Source organism: Stenotrophomonas sp. CCNWLW162 (assembly GCF_037203745.1).
GTDB classification, from domain to species: Bacteria; Pseudomonadota; Gammaproteobacteria; order Xanthomonadales; family Xanthomonadaceae; genus Stenotrophomonas; species Stenotrophomonas maltophilia_AQ.
This window is the reverse complement of sequence record NZ_JBBCBL010000007.1, coordinates 1-13,532: the sequence shown is the minus strand read 5'-3', so window position 1 is coordinate 13,532 and position 13,532 is coordinate 1. Positions and strand designations below refer to the sequence as shown.

General features: G+C 66.6%; 11 protein-coding genes. 6 read left to right on the top strand and 5 right to left on the bottom strand.

Annotated elements, in window-relative coordinates; genetic code table 11:
- Positions 1–20: 20 nt before the first annotated feature.
- Together yedA and rarD are read left to right on the top strand one after the other, a co-directional pair.
- Positions 21–926 (top strand): drug/metabolite exporter YedA, encoded by a 906-nt coding sequence (yedA, locus tag V9K93_RS17125; protein ID WP_337302920.1) that lies wholly within the window; start codon positions 21–23, stop codon positions 924–926.
- Positions 923–1,819: an EamA family transporter RarD gene (gene rarD, locus V9K93_RS17120; RefSeq protein ID WP_337302919.1), complete on the top strand. Its 897-nt coding sequence runs from the start codon at positions 923–925 to the stop codon at positions 1,817–1,819. Before yedA ends, rarD begins: the two co-directional genes overlap by 4 nt.
- A gap of 158 nt (positions 1,820–1,977) precedes the next feature.
- On the opposite strand, the gene V9K93_RS17115 is transcribed toward rarD, so the two are convergent.
- From V9K93_RS17115 to V9K93_RS17095, 5 genes are all read right to left on the bottom strand, one after another.
- Positions 1,978–4,803, bottom strand: coding sequence for a TonB-dependent receptor (locus V9K93_RS17115; RefSeq protein WP_337302918.1), 2,826 nt, complete (start codon positions 4,801–4,803; stop codon positions 1,978–1,980).
- 367 nt (positions 4,804–5,170) lie between these two features.
- Positions 5,171–6,493, bottom strand: coding sequence for an ABC transporter permease (locus tag V9K93_RS17110; protein ID WP_046984561.1), 1,323 nt, complete (start codon positions 6,491–6,493; stop codon positions 5,171–5,173).
- A gap of 13 nt (positions 6,494–6,506) precedes the next feature.
- Positions 6,507–7,664, bottom strand: coding sequence for an ABC transporter permease (locus tag V9K93_RS17105; RefSeq protein WP_337302917.1), 1,158 nt, complete (start codon positions 7,662–7,664; stop codon positions 6,507–6,509).
- A gap of 14 nt (positions 7,665–7,678) precedes the next feature.
- Positions 7,679–8,368, bottom strand: a complete 690-nt coding sequence (locus V9K93_RS17100; protein ID WP_049435531.1) for an ABC transporter ATP-binding protein — start codon at positions 8,366–8,368, stop codon at positions 7,679–7,681.
- Between the two features lie 101 nt (positions 8,369–8,469).
- Positions 8,470–9,717, bottom strand: coding sequence for an efflux RND transporter periplasmic adaptor subunit (locus tag V9K93_RS17095; RefSeq protein ID WP_337302916.1), 1,248 nt, complete (start codon positions 9,715–9,717; stop codon positions 8,470–8,472).
- 202 nt (positions 9,718–9,919) lie between these two features.
- Between V9K93_RS17095 and V9K93_RS17090 the strand changes: the two genes are divergently transcribed.
- From V9K93_RS17090 to V9K93_RS17075, 4 genes are read left to right on the top strand one after another with little or no spacing between them, the layout of a single operon-like run.
- Complete coding sequence (locus V9K93_RS17090; RefSeq protein ID WP_295379321.1) at positions 9,920–10,816, top strand: ABC transporter ATP-binding protein; 897 nt, start codon at positions 9,920–9,922, stop codon at positions 10,814–10,816.
- Positions 10,813–11,589 (top strand): ABC transporter permease, encoded by a 777-nt coding sequence (locus tag V9K93_RS17085; RefSeq protein WP_253079038.1) that lies wholly within the window; start codon positions 10,813–10,815, stop codon positions 11,587–11,589. Before V9K93_RS17090 ends, V9K93_RS17085 begins: the two co-directional genes overlap by 4 nt.
- Positions 11,590–11,595: 6 nt before the next feature.
- Positions 11,596–12,810 carry a sensor histidine kinase gene (locus tag V9K93_RS17080; RefSeq protein ID WP_136639128.1) on the top strand — a complete coding sequence of 405 codons (1,215 nt, stop codon included), beginning with the start codon at positions 11,596–11,598 and terminating at the stop codon, positions 12,808–12,810.
- Positions 12,807–13,409: a response regulator transcription factor gene (locus V9K93_RS17075; RefSeq protein ID WP_005407733.1), complete on the top strand. Its 603-nt coding sequence runs from the start codon at positions 12,807–12,809 to the stop codon at positions 13,407–13,409. Before V9K93_RS17080 ends, V9K93_RS17075 begins: the two co-directional genes overlap by 4 nt.
- Positions 13,410–13,532 lie beyond the last annotated feature (123 nt).

The following is a 13,532-nucleotide window of genomic DNA, read 5'->3' as shown; positions in this document are numbered from 1 at the left end:
CCCGGCCCCTCTGGTGCGTCATGTCGGCTCCCCCTGTTCCGTCTGCGGCTGCCCCCCGGGGTGGCCTTGTCGCGTTGGCGCTGCTGCTGGTCTACGTGGTCTGGGGGTCGACCTACCTGGGTATCGCCAAGGCCCTGCACGGCGGCGCGCTGCCGCTGACGATGGTCTCCGGCAGCCGCTTCATCATTGCCGGTGGCCTGATGTTCCTGGCCCTGCGCCTGTTCTGGAAGATGCCGAACCCGACTCTGCGGCAGTGGCGCAACCTGGTCATCATGGGCATGACCATGCTGGTGCTGGGTAACGGCATGGTGGTACTGGCCGAACGCGAGGTGTCTTCGGGCCTGGCCGCCACGGCGGTGGCCTCGGTGCCATTGTGGATGGCGCTGTTCTCGGCGCTGCGCGGCCAGCACGCCAGCAAGGGTGAATGGCTGGGTATCGCCGTCGGCTTCGTCGGCGTGGTCTGGCTCAATGCCGGCAGCAGCCTGACCGCTTCGCCCACCGGGCTGGTGCTGCTGCTGATTGCGCCGATCGGCTGGGCGTTCGGCTCGGTGTGGGCGCGCGGGCTGGACCTGCCGGGCCCGTTCATGACCGCCGCCGGTCAGATGCTCTGCGGCGGCGTGCTGCTGGTGCTGATCGGCCTGGCGGTTGGCGAGCGCCCGACCACGCTGCCCGACACCGGCGGCCTGCTGGCGATGGCCTACCTGTGCGTGTTCGGGTCCATCGTCGCCTTCACTGCCTACGTGTGGCTGCTGCAGAACGTGCGCCCGGCACTGGCGGGCAGCTATGCATACGTCAATCCCGTGATCGCGGTGCTGCTGGGCGCCGCATTGAATGGTGAACGCTTTGGATGGCGGGACTTCCTCGCCATGGCGGTGATTCTTCTGGGTGTGGTGGTGTTGACGATGGCGAGGACGCGAAAGAAATGAGCATGGACGAGAAAGAACAACGCCGTGGCCTGCTGGTCACTGCCTCCACCTTCGTGATCTGGGGGCTGGTGCCGGTGTACTGGCACCTGCTCAACGAGGTGCCCTCGTTCCAGATCATCGCCCACCGCATCATCTGGAGCACCGTGATGGTGCTGGGCTGGCTGCTGCTCAGCTCGCGCCTGGGCTGGTGGAAGAAGATCGCTGCGCAGCCGCGCGCGTTGCCGATCCTGCTGGTGTCGAGCCTGACCATTGCCTTCAACTGGGGCCTGTACATCTGGGCGATCAATGCCGGCCACGTCATCGAGACCAGCCTGGGCTACTTCATCAATCCGCTGGTGAACGTGCTGCTGGGCGTACTGGTGCTGAAGGAGCGGCTGCGCCGACTGCAGTGGGTGGCGGTGGCAATGGCGGCGGTGGGTGTGGCCTGGCTGACCATCGATGCCGGCACGCCGCCGTGGATCGCGCTGGGCCTGGCCTGTTCGTTCGGCCTGTATGGCCTGTTGCGCAAGCTGGTCTCGGTCGATCCGGTGGCCGGCCTGGGCGTGGAAAGCCTGTACCTGTTCCTGCCGGCGCTGGCCTTTGCGATCTGGGCCGAGAACGGCCATGGTGGCGCGTTCTTCCACGGCTGGGGCTGGCGCAACGACCTGCTGCTGATCTTCGGCGGCGCGATCACTGCGGTACCGCTGATCGGTTTCGCCTACGGCGTGAAGCGCATTCCGCTGTCGCTGGTCGGCATCCTGCAGTACATCGCGCCGAGCCTGCAGCTGCTGCTGGGCGTGTTCTTCTTCCACGAAGCGTTCGATACCGCCAAGGCGATCGGCTTTGCCGCGATCTGGGCTGGCCTGATCCTGTTTGTCGGCGACAACATCCGCACGATGCGCGCCAAGCGGTAGCGCCGGGCCATGCCCGGCGAAGCCATGGGGTCAGAGCCCTTCGCGGGCGAAGGGATCCGACCCCGCTCCCCAAAAAAGAGCGGCGCCCCGAAGGGCGCCGCTCTGCTTCCATCCACAGCCAGGAGAGAGATGGCTGTGGCGGGAACGCGGTTGCAGGCTTAGAAGCGCTGCTGGTACTTCATGTACATGAAGCGGCCGATGTCGAAGCCACCGTAGTAGGTGAAGCTGCTGTTCGGCTGGCTGTACATGATCGGACCCTGGTGGTTGAACACGTTGTTCACGCCCAGCGACACGGTGCCGTCCCACGGCAGGTTGTAACGTACCTGCAGGTCGTGGAAGGTGTTGGAGCCCACCTTGTTGGTCGGCGATGCGCTGGTGTACGACGAGCTGAAGCCCGGCAGGTTGCACTCGTCCATGTACGAGCACTTCTCCTTCATGCTGGAGTAGTAGCGCGCGGTCCAGCCGATGCCGAAGTCGCCGTACTGCCAATCCAGGTTGAAGGTCGAGCGGACACGGAACTCGCCGCCCCAGCTGGTGCGCTGTTCCACCGGCGTGGTCGCGGCGTTGTCGTTGCGCTGCTTCAGGTAGTCGGTGTAGGTGGTGTTCCAGTTGACGGCGAATTGGCCGAACGTGGTTTCCGGCAGGCGGTAACGCACATTGATGTCATAGCCGGCGGTTTCGCGGAAACCCGCATTGACCAGCGAGCGGTCCAGGCTGTTGACCTGGCCGTTGCTGCCGCGGGTGAAGCGGCCGCACGCGGCATCCGAACCCTGCACGTAGCACTGTTCGAGAATGCTGTTGGCGGTCTCGGAGACAATGGCGTTGTTGATGCGGATCTTCCACCAGTCGAGGCTGACATCCAGACCGGCGACGAAGTCCGGGCTGTACACCAGGCCCACGGTCCAGGTCTTGGCGGTTTCCGGCTTCAGCTCTGCGTTGGAACCGGAGTTGAAGTCGACGGTCGACTGCTGGCCCGGCTTGGTGGCAACAGTGCCATCGCTGTTGAGCTGGCGGAAGTTGGCCGGCACCTTCAGCGCCTGGCAGCGGGCGGCAACGGTCGGGCTGGTCGCAGCGGTACCGAACGAGGTATCGCACGGATCGGTGAACGAATCGCGGGTACTGACGGTGCCACCGTACAGGTCATCCACGGTCGGCGCACGGAAGCCGGTGCCGTAGGTGGCGCGCACCAGCAGGCTATCGATCGGCTTCCACTTCAGGCCGAACTTGCTGTTGGTGGTCGAACCGAAGTTGTTGTAATCCGAGTAGCGACCGGCCACGTCCAGCGACAGTTCGCGCGCGAACGGCAGATCGGTCAGCAGCGGCACCTGCAGCTCCAGGTAGACCTCGTTGAGCGAGTAGTCGCCACGGGTCGGCTGGCCGGTGGTGCCGACGATCTCGCCCTTCTGCACCCGCATGTCCGGGGTGTAGCTGGCCTCTTCGCTGCGGTGCTCGAAGCCCATCGCGCCCATGATGTCGCCGGCCGGCAGGGTGAACAGCGAACCGGAGATGTTGGCGCTGGCCACCTTGGTGGTGCTCTTCATCTTGTCGACGAAGCGCGCGAACAGGTAGTCCTGCACGTCCTGGTTGCTCAGCGAGCCGGGGCCGGTGTAACCCATCGGCGCAGCCGGGTTCCACGGCACGCAGCCGGCGATCACCGCACCCGGTGCGCCGCAGCGGGCCACGTTGCCATCCATGAAGGACGGACCGACCGCCTGGTTGACGTGCGGCTGGTACATGCTGCCGGTACCGATGCGCTCGCCTTCATTGCGGTTGTACATGTAGCTGACGTTCCAGTCCCAGTACCGCGAACCGGTTTCGAAGCTGCCTTCCAGGCCGATGCTGGCGCGCTTGGTCTCCAGATTGTTCTCGGTGCCGCGCGGCAGCTCCTCGGAGCGGTGCGCGAACAGCACATCCTGGCCCCACAGGTTGAACGTACTGTCCTTGGACAGGGCGGCACGGCTGCCGTTACGCGCCTGGGCGGCGCTGACCGAGTACGGGTAGCCGGCCAGCTGCTTGGTCGATTCGCGCTTGCTGTACAGCGCGTCGGCGACGATGCGCAGGTCGTCGGTGATCGAGAAGCCACCGTTGGCGAACACCGAGGTGCGCTCCAGGCCGGTCAGCAGGCTCATGTTGGTCTTGCTGTTGGCACCATCGGCCGGATCCGGCGCGTGGAAGTTGCCCTTCTGGCTCGGATCGCCGCCCGGGCCCACGGTCAGGTTCTTGCCACCGACGGTGACGTAGCCCCACGGGGTATTGCCGTTCAGGTTGTCGGTCGGGTGGCGCGGGCCGTTGGGATAGCGGCTGAACTCGCGATCCTTGCCCAGCACTTCGTCTTCCTTGGTGCGCTCGGCACCCACGGTGAACCAGCCGCGGTCGAAGGTCTTGCCGAAGGTGGCGCTATAGGAACGCTTCTGGCCGTCACCCTGGCCGTACTGTCCGACGTAGACGCTGGCTTCACCACCATCGAAGTTCTTGCGGGTGATGATGTTGACCACGCCGGCGACCGCGTCCGAGCCATACAGAGCGGATGCACCGTCGGTCAGCACTTCCACGCGCTCGACGATGGCCGACGGGATCGAGGCCAGGTCGGAGTAACCGCCGGCGCTGACGCCCATGCGGCGGCCGTCGATCAGCACCAGGCTGCGTTCCGGGCCGAGGTTGCGCAGGCTGACGTACATGCCGCCGAAGTCGCGCGAGGAGGTCAGCGAAGACGCGCGGCCCATGCTCGGCGAACCTGCGGCGGGAATGTCCTGCAGGATGTCGGCGACGTTGACGTAGCCCTTCTTCTCGATCTCGGCGCGGTTGAGCGCGATCACCGGCTGTGCGGTCTCGACACTGGCCTGGCGGATGCGCGAGCCGGTGATTTCGATGCGGTCGAGAGTGGTGGTGGCGTCGCCGGTGCTCTGTGCGAAGGCGGGGGTGGTGCAGCTGGCGGCCAGCGCGATGACGATCGCGTTGCGCAGCGGATTGGTTCTCAGGGACATCCGTGAAATCTCGTGTTTCAGAAAAAACATGCGCCCGTTCTGTGGGCGCGTGGGGTGCTGCAAACCAACGTGGGGGCGCGATTCTAGATTGTTTCCATTCGTAACTGTTTGTCGCTGCGCCGCGAATGTGCGCGAAAATGAATCGCAACCAACAATCCACAGATGCACTGTGCGCAGCGTCACGCGCGTTGCGTTTGCGACGGGCAGAGGCATCGGTAGCGGCGGTATCTACGCAATCTGTAGCGACCCACCCAGATCGTGGTCAGATCCCTTCGCGTAGCGAAGGGATCTGACCCCACCAAAGAAAAAGGGACGGAGCCTTCGCTCCGTCCCTCTGCACGATGCGCAGTCTGTCGCTGCGTGATGCTCAGGTTTCGCGCAGCGCCGTGGTGATCGGCAATCGTGCCGCACGCAGCGCCGGGAACAGGCCGCCGACCAGGCCGATGCCCAGCGCCCATTTCAGGCCCGTCCACAGCAGTTCCGGCGACACATGGAACTTGAACACCACCGCGCTGAAGTTGCTGCCGATGGTGGACACGCTGTAGCCATTGAACAGCAGCCACGCCACCGCACAGCCCAGCAGGCCACCCAGCAGTGCAAGCAGCATTGTCTCCAGCATCACCGCCGTCACCACCGGCAGGCCACGGAAGCCGATCGCACGCATGGTGGCGATCTCGCGCGCACGCGTGGCCACCGCTGCGTACATGGTATTGAGCGCGCCGAACACCGCACCCACCGCCATGATGGTGCCGATCACCTTGCCGAGGATGTCGATCAACTTGGTCAACCCACCACCCTGCTTGCTGTAGTAGACGCGGGTGGTTTCCACGTCCAGCTTCAGGCGGGGGTCGGCGGCGACGGCGGCCTTGAACTGCTCGAAGCCGGCCTTGCCGTCGGTACGCACGCTGATCGACTGCCAGGCACTGCGCTGGTAGGTGGTGGCCAGCGTGTCGGCATCGGTCCACAGTTCCGAGTCATGCGCATCGCCGGTAGCGAAGACACCGACCACGGTCCAGGTCTGGTTGCCCAGGGTCAGCGTCTTGCCAACGTCCAGATCGCGGAACTGGCCCTTGGCGCCCTGGCCGACCACGATCTCGCGCAGGCCTGTGGCGAACGTGCGGCCTTCGACGATCTTTACCTTGTCATGCACCGCCCACGCCTGCGGACCAACGCCGCGGAACTGCGCGTTGACGTCGGTGCCGTCGGACTTCGATACCAGGTTGACCACCTGCGACAGCTCCGGTGACAGCAGCGGCCGACCTTCGGCATCGCGGCTGATGCCGGGCAGGGTGGACAACGTCGGCACCTGTTCGCGGGTGATGACTGAGTTGGTTTCGGCCTGCGAGCCGCCCCGCAGCACGATGGCGGTGGTGTCATCGCCGGTGTTGTTGAGCGTGGCCTGGAAGCCTTCGCCCATCGCCAGCATCGCCACCAGCACGCCGACCACACCGGCGATGCCGACCACGATCACCGAGGACGCGCCCCAGCGCTGCGGCAGGCTGGCTACGCCGATGCGGGTAGCCGCCAATGCCAGCCGCCCGCCACGGGTCAGCAGCAGCCACAGTGCCACCAGCACGGCGACCGCCAACACGCCGATCCACGGCAGGCCGATCCACAGCACCAGGCCGATCACCAGCAACAGCGCGGTCAGCGCATTGCCCAGCCACTTCTTGAGTTTGCTCTTGAACATGTCGGTGTCCTCCTCAGCGGCCGGCCAGTGCGTCGACGATCTTCAGGCGCTTGGCACGCAGCGCCGGCAGCAGGCCGACGATGATGCCGATCACCACGATCAGGCCCAGCCCCATCAGCCAGGTCGGTGTCGGTACATGCGGCGGCAGCATGCCCATGCTCTTCGGCCCGATCGCCGGCAGGATCAGTGCAGCCAGGCCCATGCCGATCAGGCCACCGAGGCCGATCAGCAGCACCGACTCCACCATCACCAGCATCAGCACGGTACTGTCCTTGAAGCCCAGCGTCTTCAGCGTGGCGAGTTCGGGCACGCGCTCGCGCACCGCCTGCGCCATGGTGTTGCCGGTCAACAGCAGCAGGGTGAAGAACACCGCGCCCATGATCGAGGTGACGATCATGCCGATGTCGGCGAACTGCTTGACGAACGCCTGCTGGAACGCCGATTCGGTCTGGCTCTTGGTTTCGTGGTCGGAGTTGGCCGAGATCGCATCGATGGCCTGCGCCACCCTTGACGACTGCTCCGGGTTGTCCAGCGTCACCGTGTACCAGCTCACCTGGTTCTTGATGTAGTCGTTGGACTCATCGAAGTACTTCCAGTTCATCATCAACTGGCGTTCTTCATTGGCTGCCAGTGCGCGATCCTTCGAGCGGTAGATGCCCTTCAGTTCCAGCGGCCAGTCGTTGCTGCCGCCACGCGGGAAGATGGTGGCCTGCAGCGGGATGGTGTCGCCGATCTTCCAGCCGAACTGCTTGGCCAGCGTCTCGCCGACGATCGCGCCGGTACGGGTCTGCTGCCAGTCCTGCAGCTGCGCCGGGTCGATCTGCAGCTCGCGGTAGACATCGAAGTAGTTGGGCGCCACCGAGAAGTTGGGGAAGAAGTTCTTCGGGTCCTGGTAGATGCCGCCGAACCACATGCCGTAGGTGACATCGCGCACGCCGCTGACCTGGCGGATCTGCGTTTCCAGGCGGATCGGCAGCGACTGGGTGATCGACAGGCGCGAAGCCACCACCAACCGGTTGGCACCTTCCACGCTGCCACCGGACGAGAACGCCACGCGCACCGAGTCGAGCATGCCGAACAGCAGGAACGCGGCCACCACCGACAGCAGGGTCAACAGGGTACGGGTGCGGCTGCGGAACAGCTGTGCCCAGACCAACGAGAAGTATTTCATCGCTGTGGCCTCCGTCAGTGGGCCAGCGGCGCGTCGGCCAGCTCGCCCTTGTCCAGGTGCACCGTGTGGGTGGCGTACTCGGCAGCCTTCGGGTCATGGGTGACCATGATGATGGTCTTGCCGTGTTCGCGGTTGAGCTGCTGCAGCAGGCCCAGGATCTCTTCGGCGGACTGGCGGTCAAGATCGCCGGTAGGTTCGTCGCAGATCAGGAAGGTCGGGTCGGAGACGATCGCGCGGGCGATCGCCACGCGCTGCTGCTGGCCGCCGGACAGTTCGTTGGGGCGATGGCTGCGGCGGTCGGCCAGGCCGACCAGGGTCAGCGCGATCTCGGCATTGCGCTTGCGCTGCGCCGCGCTGAGGTGGGTCAGCAGCAACGGCAGCTCCACGTTCTTCTGCGCGGTCAGCATCGGCATCAGGTTGTAGAACTGGAACACGAAGCCGACATGGTGGCTGCGCCAGGTCGACAGCTGGCCGCCGCTCATCTGGTCGATGCGCTCGCCTTCGATGCTGATCTCGCCGCCGCTGGGGTTGTCCAGGCCACCGATCAGGTTGAGCAGGGTGGTCTTGCCCGAGCCGGACGGGCCCATCAGCGCGACGAAGTCGCCGCTGGCGATGTCCAGGTCGATGCCGTGCAGCACCTGCACCTTTTCGGGGCCACGCTGGTAGGTCTTGGTGATGTTGCGCAATGAAACCAGGGTCGACATGGGTGGTTCTCCACTGAAGGCGGGAAACAGGAAGCGCACCTGCGGTGGCCGCAGGCGTGCGTCGAGCGGTGTTGCCGGCGGCGCCTACGGGCGCCAGGCCGTTACTGCGCTTGTTTCTGTTGCACCTTGGCGCCGTCGCGCAGGGTGTCCGGCGGGTTCACCACGACCGATTCACCCGCGCTCACGCCCTTGAGGATCTGGCGATCCTTGCCCATCGCCTGACCAGCCTCGACCGTGCGCTGCTGCACGCGGCTCTCGTCACCCAGCACGAAGGCCACCGAGGCACCCTCGCGCTGGACCACGGCGCCACCTGGCACGCGCACGCCTTGCGGCTTGGCGGCCGCCTGCGGCTGTGCCTGTTCCAGGAAGCTGACCCGCACGCCCATCTCCGGCACGATGCGCGGGTCCTTCACCTTCAGCGCCACGCGTACCTTCACCGTGGCCTTGCCGCGGTCGGCGGTGGGGATGATGGCGATCACCTCACCCGGAATCTTCCATTCCGGATAGGCGTTGAGCGTGGCTTCCACCGGCATCTTCGGCTGCACGCGGCCGATGAAGGCTTCGCCGACCTCCACTTCGATCTCCAGCGATTCCATGTCGACGATGGTGCCGATGCCGGTACGGGTGAAGCCACCACCGGCCGACAGCGGCGAGACGATTTCGCCGGGCTGCGCGGCCTTGGCGGTGACCACGCCGGAGAACGGCGCGCGCACGATGTTGTTGTCCACGCCAAGGTCGGCGATGGACAGCTGGTCGTTGGCAACCTTGACGTTGCGTCGTGCGGTTTCCAGCTGCGCACGCAGGCTGTCACGCTGGGCCACGGCCTGGTCGTACTGCGAACGCGAGACCAGCTGCTGGCCGACCAGCGCCTGCAGGCGGCTGGCTTCAGCGGCGGCCTGCTTCTGCTGGGCTTCCAGGCCGACCACCTGGCTGCGTGCGGCCTGCAGCTGCGAGGCGTACAGGTTGCGCTGCGCGTCGGCATCGATCGGGTCCAGGGTGGCCATGATCTGCCCCTGTTCTACCCGCATGCCTTCTTCGATCATCACCTCGCGCACCTTGCCGGTGATCTTGGCCGACACCGTGGCCATGCGCCGGGCGACCACGTAGCCGCTGGCGTCGAGCACCGAGCTGCTGGCGCTGCCCTGCTGGATGGCCACCGCCGGCGCGGTGTCCACTTCCACGGTGGGCGCGCGGCCGAACAGTGCGAATGCACCACCGGCCAGCAGCACGATGATCACGGCCACGGCGATCCACAGCCAGCGGCGGCCACCACTGCCGCCACTGGAGGCGGGCGGCGGCGACTTGCGGTCGATACGGAGTTCCTTCAACAGCTCGGCAGAAGCGTTCATTCGTTCCATCACAGGCGTTCGGGCGGGTGTGACCGGAAGGGCAGGCAGCGGCGGTTCCGGCGGTGGAGCGTGCGGCACAGCATGAAGGCAGGTGCATCGGCGATGGCAGTGACAGCTGTCATCCGATGTCATTGACGGCGGCAACTGCGAAATGTGACCACGGCGGCACAGGATGGCAACGTCCCCGCTACCGGTACCGCACATGGATACGATCGCCCCGTCGCTGGCCCGCCTGCAGCAGGTGCAGCTGCGTTACCGCGACCATACCGCCCTGCATGGCATCGACCTGCAGGTACGCGCTGGCCAGGTGCTGGCGCTGCTGGGCCGCAACGGTGCCGGCAAGAGTACCGCGATCAGCGTGTTGTTGGGCCTGCGCCGCGCCGATGGCGGGCAGGTCGAACTGCTTGGTGGCGACCCGCAGCAGCGGACCAGCCGTCTCGGCCTGGGCGTGATGCTGCAGAGCACCAGCCTGCCGCCGATGCTGCAGGTGGACGAACTGGTGGCACAGGCCAGTGCCTGCTACCCCGACCCGATGCCGCTGCAGGAGGTACTGCAGCGCGCCGGCCTGCAGGCGCTCGCGCGCCGCCGCTACGGCCAGCTGTCCGGCGGCCAGCAGCGCTGCGTGCAGTTCGCCATCGCGCTGTGTGGGCGGCCACGCGTACTGTTCCTGGACGAGCCCACCACCGGCCTGGACATCCAGGCGCGGCAGGCGATGTGGCAGGCGATCCGGCAGCTGGTGGCCGAAGGCTGTGGTGTGCTGCTGACCACCCATTACCTGGAGGAAGCCGAAGCGCTGGCGCAGCAGGTGGTGGTGCTGGAGCAGGGCCGGGTACTGGCCGACGCACCGTTGAGCGAGCTGCGCCTGGCCGACCGCCCGCGCCGCATCCGTTGCCGCAGTGGGTTGCCCATTGAAGACGTACGGCAATGGCCGGGCGTGCAGCAGGTGCAGCGCGACGGTGAGCATCTGCAGATGCTGGCGAGCCCGGCCGAGCCGGTGGTGGCGCGTCTGCTGGCCGCCGACGCGCAGCTGCGCGAGCTGGAAGTACAGGGCGCGGCGCTGGCCGACGCCTTCCTCGACATGACCCGGGAGGCCGCATGAACACCCTTGTCCGCACCGCCAGGTTGCCGCTGCCTGCATGGCGCCAGGCCCTGCGCCCGTACCGCGCCGAACTGCTGGCCGAACTGCGCCGGGCCTGGCGCACGCCGGCGTTCGCGGTGCCCTCGCTGCTGTTTCCGGTGCTGTTCTATCTACTGTTCGGCGTGCTGCTCGGGCGCGGGCATGCGCCGCTGTACCTGCTGGCGACCTACTGCGTGTTCGGTGCGATGGCTCCAGCGCTGTTCGGCTTCGGCGTGCAGCTGGCGCTGGATCGCGAAGGCGGCCTGCTGACCCTCAAGCGCGCGCTGCCGATGCCGGCGGCGGCACCGCTGCTGGCACGGCTGGCGATGGCGGTGATGTTCGCGCTGCTGGTGGCGTTGCTGCTGATAGGCGTGGCGCGTGTGCTCGGTGGCGTGCAGCTGCAGGCGTTGCAGATGGTGCAGCTGCTGGCGGTGGCGGGTCTGGCAGCACTGCCGCTCGGAGCGATCGGTCTGCTGATCGGCAGCCATGTCAGTGCCAGTGCGGCGCCGGCGATGGTCAATCTGGTTTATCTGCCGCTGGCCTTGCTGTCGGGCCTGTGGTTGCCGCTGTCGGCACTGCCTCAGCTGTTCTCGACGATGGCACCGCTGTGGCCGACCTGGCACCTGGCGCAGCTGGCGTTGCCGGTGGTCGGGCTGCCGGCGGTGGGCAGCCTCGCCGGCCACCTGCTGGTGCTGCTGGTGGTGACCGTGGTCGCGTTGCTGCTGGCGCGCCGGCGCCTGCGCCGGATCGGCTGAACTGGCATGATCGGCAGCGATCGTCCCCGCCTGGATCCTCCCGTGTCGTCGAGCTGGCTTGCGTCCCTGCTGCGCCCTGCACCGGATTCGGCGGTGGCCGAACTGCTGCGGCGTGGCAAGTCGCCCTGGAGCGGCGCAATCCACCTGCTGTGGTCGGTCTGGATCTTCCTCACCCCGGTGCTCGGGAACGGCTTCACGCTGCGCTGGCTGCTGCTGACCCTGGCCAGCTATCCGTTGTTCCTGCTGCTCTATGCCAAGGTGATGCTGGCGCCACGGCACCACGCGTGGCGCTACGCGCTGGGCATGATCGTGATGGCCCTGGTACTGCTGCCATGGTATCCGTCGGGGTTGAGCTACTTCGTGTTCGGCTGCGTGATGATCCGCATGAGCAGCCGCGGCGGCTGGTGGGTATACCTGCTGCAGTTGACCGGACTGAATCTTCTGTTCTGCAGCACCGCGCTGTACTTCGGCTATCCGTGGCAGGCCATGGTGTGGATGCCGGCGGTGTCGTTCATTGTCGGCCTGGTGGTGAACGTGGAGGCCTTGAGCCATCAGCGCGACGTGGCCCTGCAGCTGTCCCAGGACGAGGTGCGACGGTTGGCGACCACCGCCGAGCGCGAGCGTATCGGCCGCGACCTGCACGATCTGCTGGGCCACACCCTGTCGCTGATCACGCTGAAGCTGGAACTGGCGCGCAAGCTGTACGACCGCGATGACGCGCGTGCACGGCAGGAGATCGGTGAAGCCGAGGCCATCGCCCGCGAAGCGCTGGCACAGGTACGCAGTGCGGTGACCGGCATCCGTGCCAGCGATCTGGCCGGCGAACTGGCATCGGCGCGGCTGCTGTTGGAATGCCAGCAGGTGCACCTGCAGTACACGGCACCGCCAGCGATGCCGGTGGAGGTGGAGCGCGGGCTGGCGCTGGTGTTGCGCGAGGCCGCCACCAACATCGTGCGCCATGCACAGGCGACCCGGGTGCAGGTGGATTTCATGCTTGAGGACCGACAGTTGGCGATGCAGATACGCGATGACGGCCGCGGCGGCGTGCAGGCCGAGGGCAATGGATTGAGTGGCATGCGTGAACGGGCGGCGGCGCTCGGGGGACAGCTGACCCTGCAGTCGCCGCGCGGCGAAGGTACGCTGCTGACCGTGCGCGTGCCCCTGGTGGCCGCCACCATGCCGCTGTCGTCGGCATCGTTGGCACAGGGGGGCGCGGCATGATCCGCATCCTGCTGGCCGAAGACCAGGCGATGGTGCGCGGCGCACTGTCGGCGCTGCTCGGCCTGGAACCGGACATTGAAGTGCTGGGCAGTGCCGCCGATGGCGAGGCCGCCTGGCGCATGCTGCAGCAGCTGCAGCCGGACATCCTGGTCACCGACATCGAGATGCCGGGCCTGAGCGGGCTGGAGCTGGCGCAACGCATCGCCCGCCACGAACTGCCGATCAAGGTGGTGATCGTGACCACCTTCGCCCGTGCCGGTTTCCTGCGCCGCGCGCTGGAAGCTGGCGTGCTGGGCTACCTGCTGAAGGACGCACCGGCCGAAAACCTGGCCGATGCACTGCGCAAGGTGAAGCAGGGCATCCGCGCGATCGACCCGCAGCTGGCGCTGGACGCCTGGTCGCAGGCCGATCCACTGACCGACCGCGAACGCCGTGTACTGCGGTTGGCGGGCGAGGGCCGTACCGCCAGCGAGATCGCCGAGCAGCTGGGGCTGTCGCACGGCACGGTACGCAATTACCTGTCCGAGTGCATCGGCAAACTGGGCGTGGCCAATCGGATCGAGGCGTACAGGCTGGCGCGGCAGAAGGGGTGGTTGTAGGGGGCGTCACTTTCTTTGCTCGCGCACCGCGCTGCAGGAGCAGCGCGGAACGGCGTAGCCGGCCCGTAGGGTGGCGCACATGGATGTGCGCCATCAAGAAAGTAACCAAAGAAACGCTCCGCC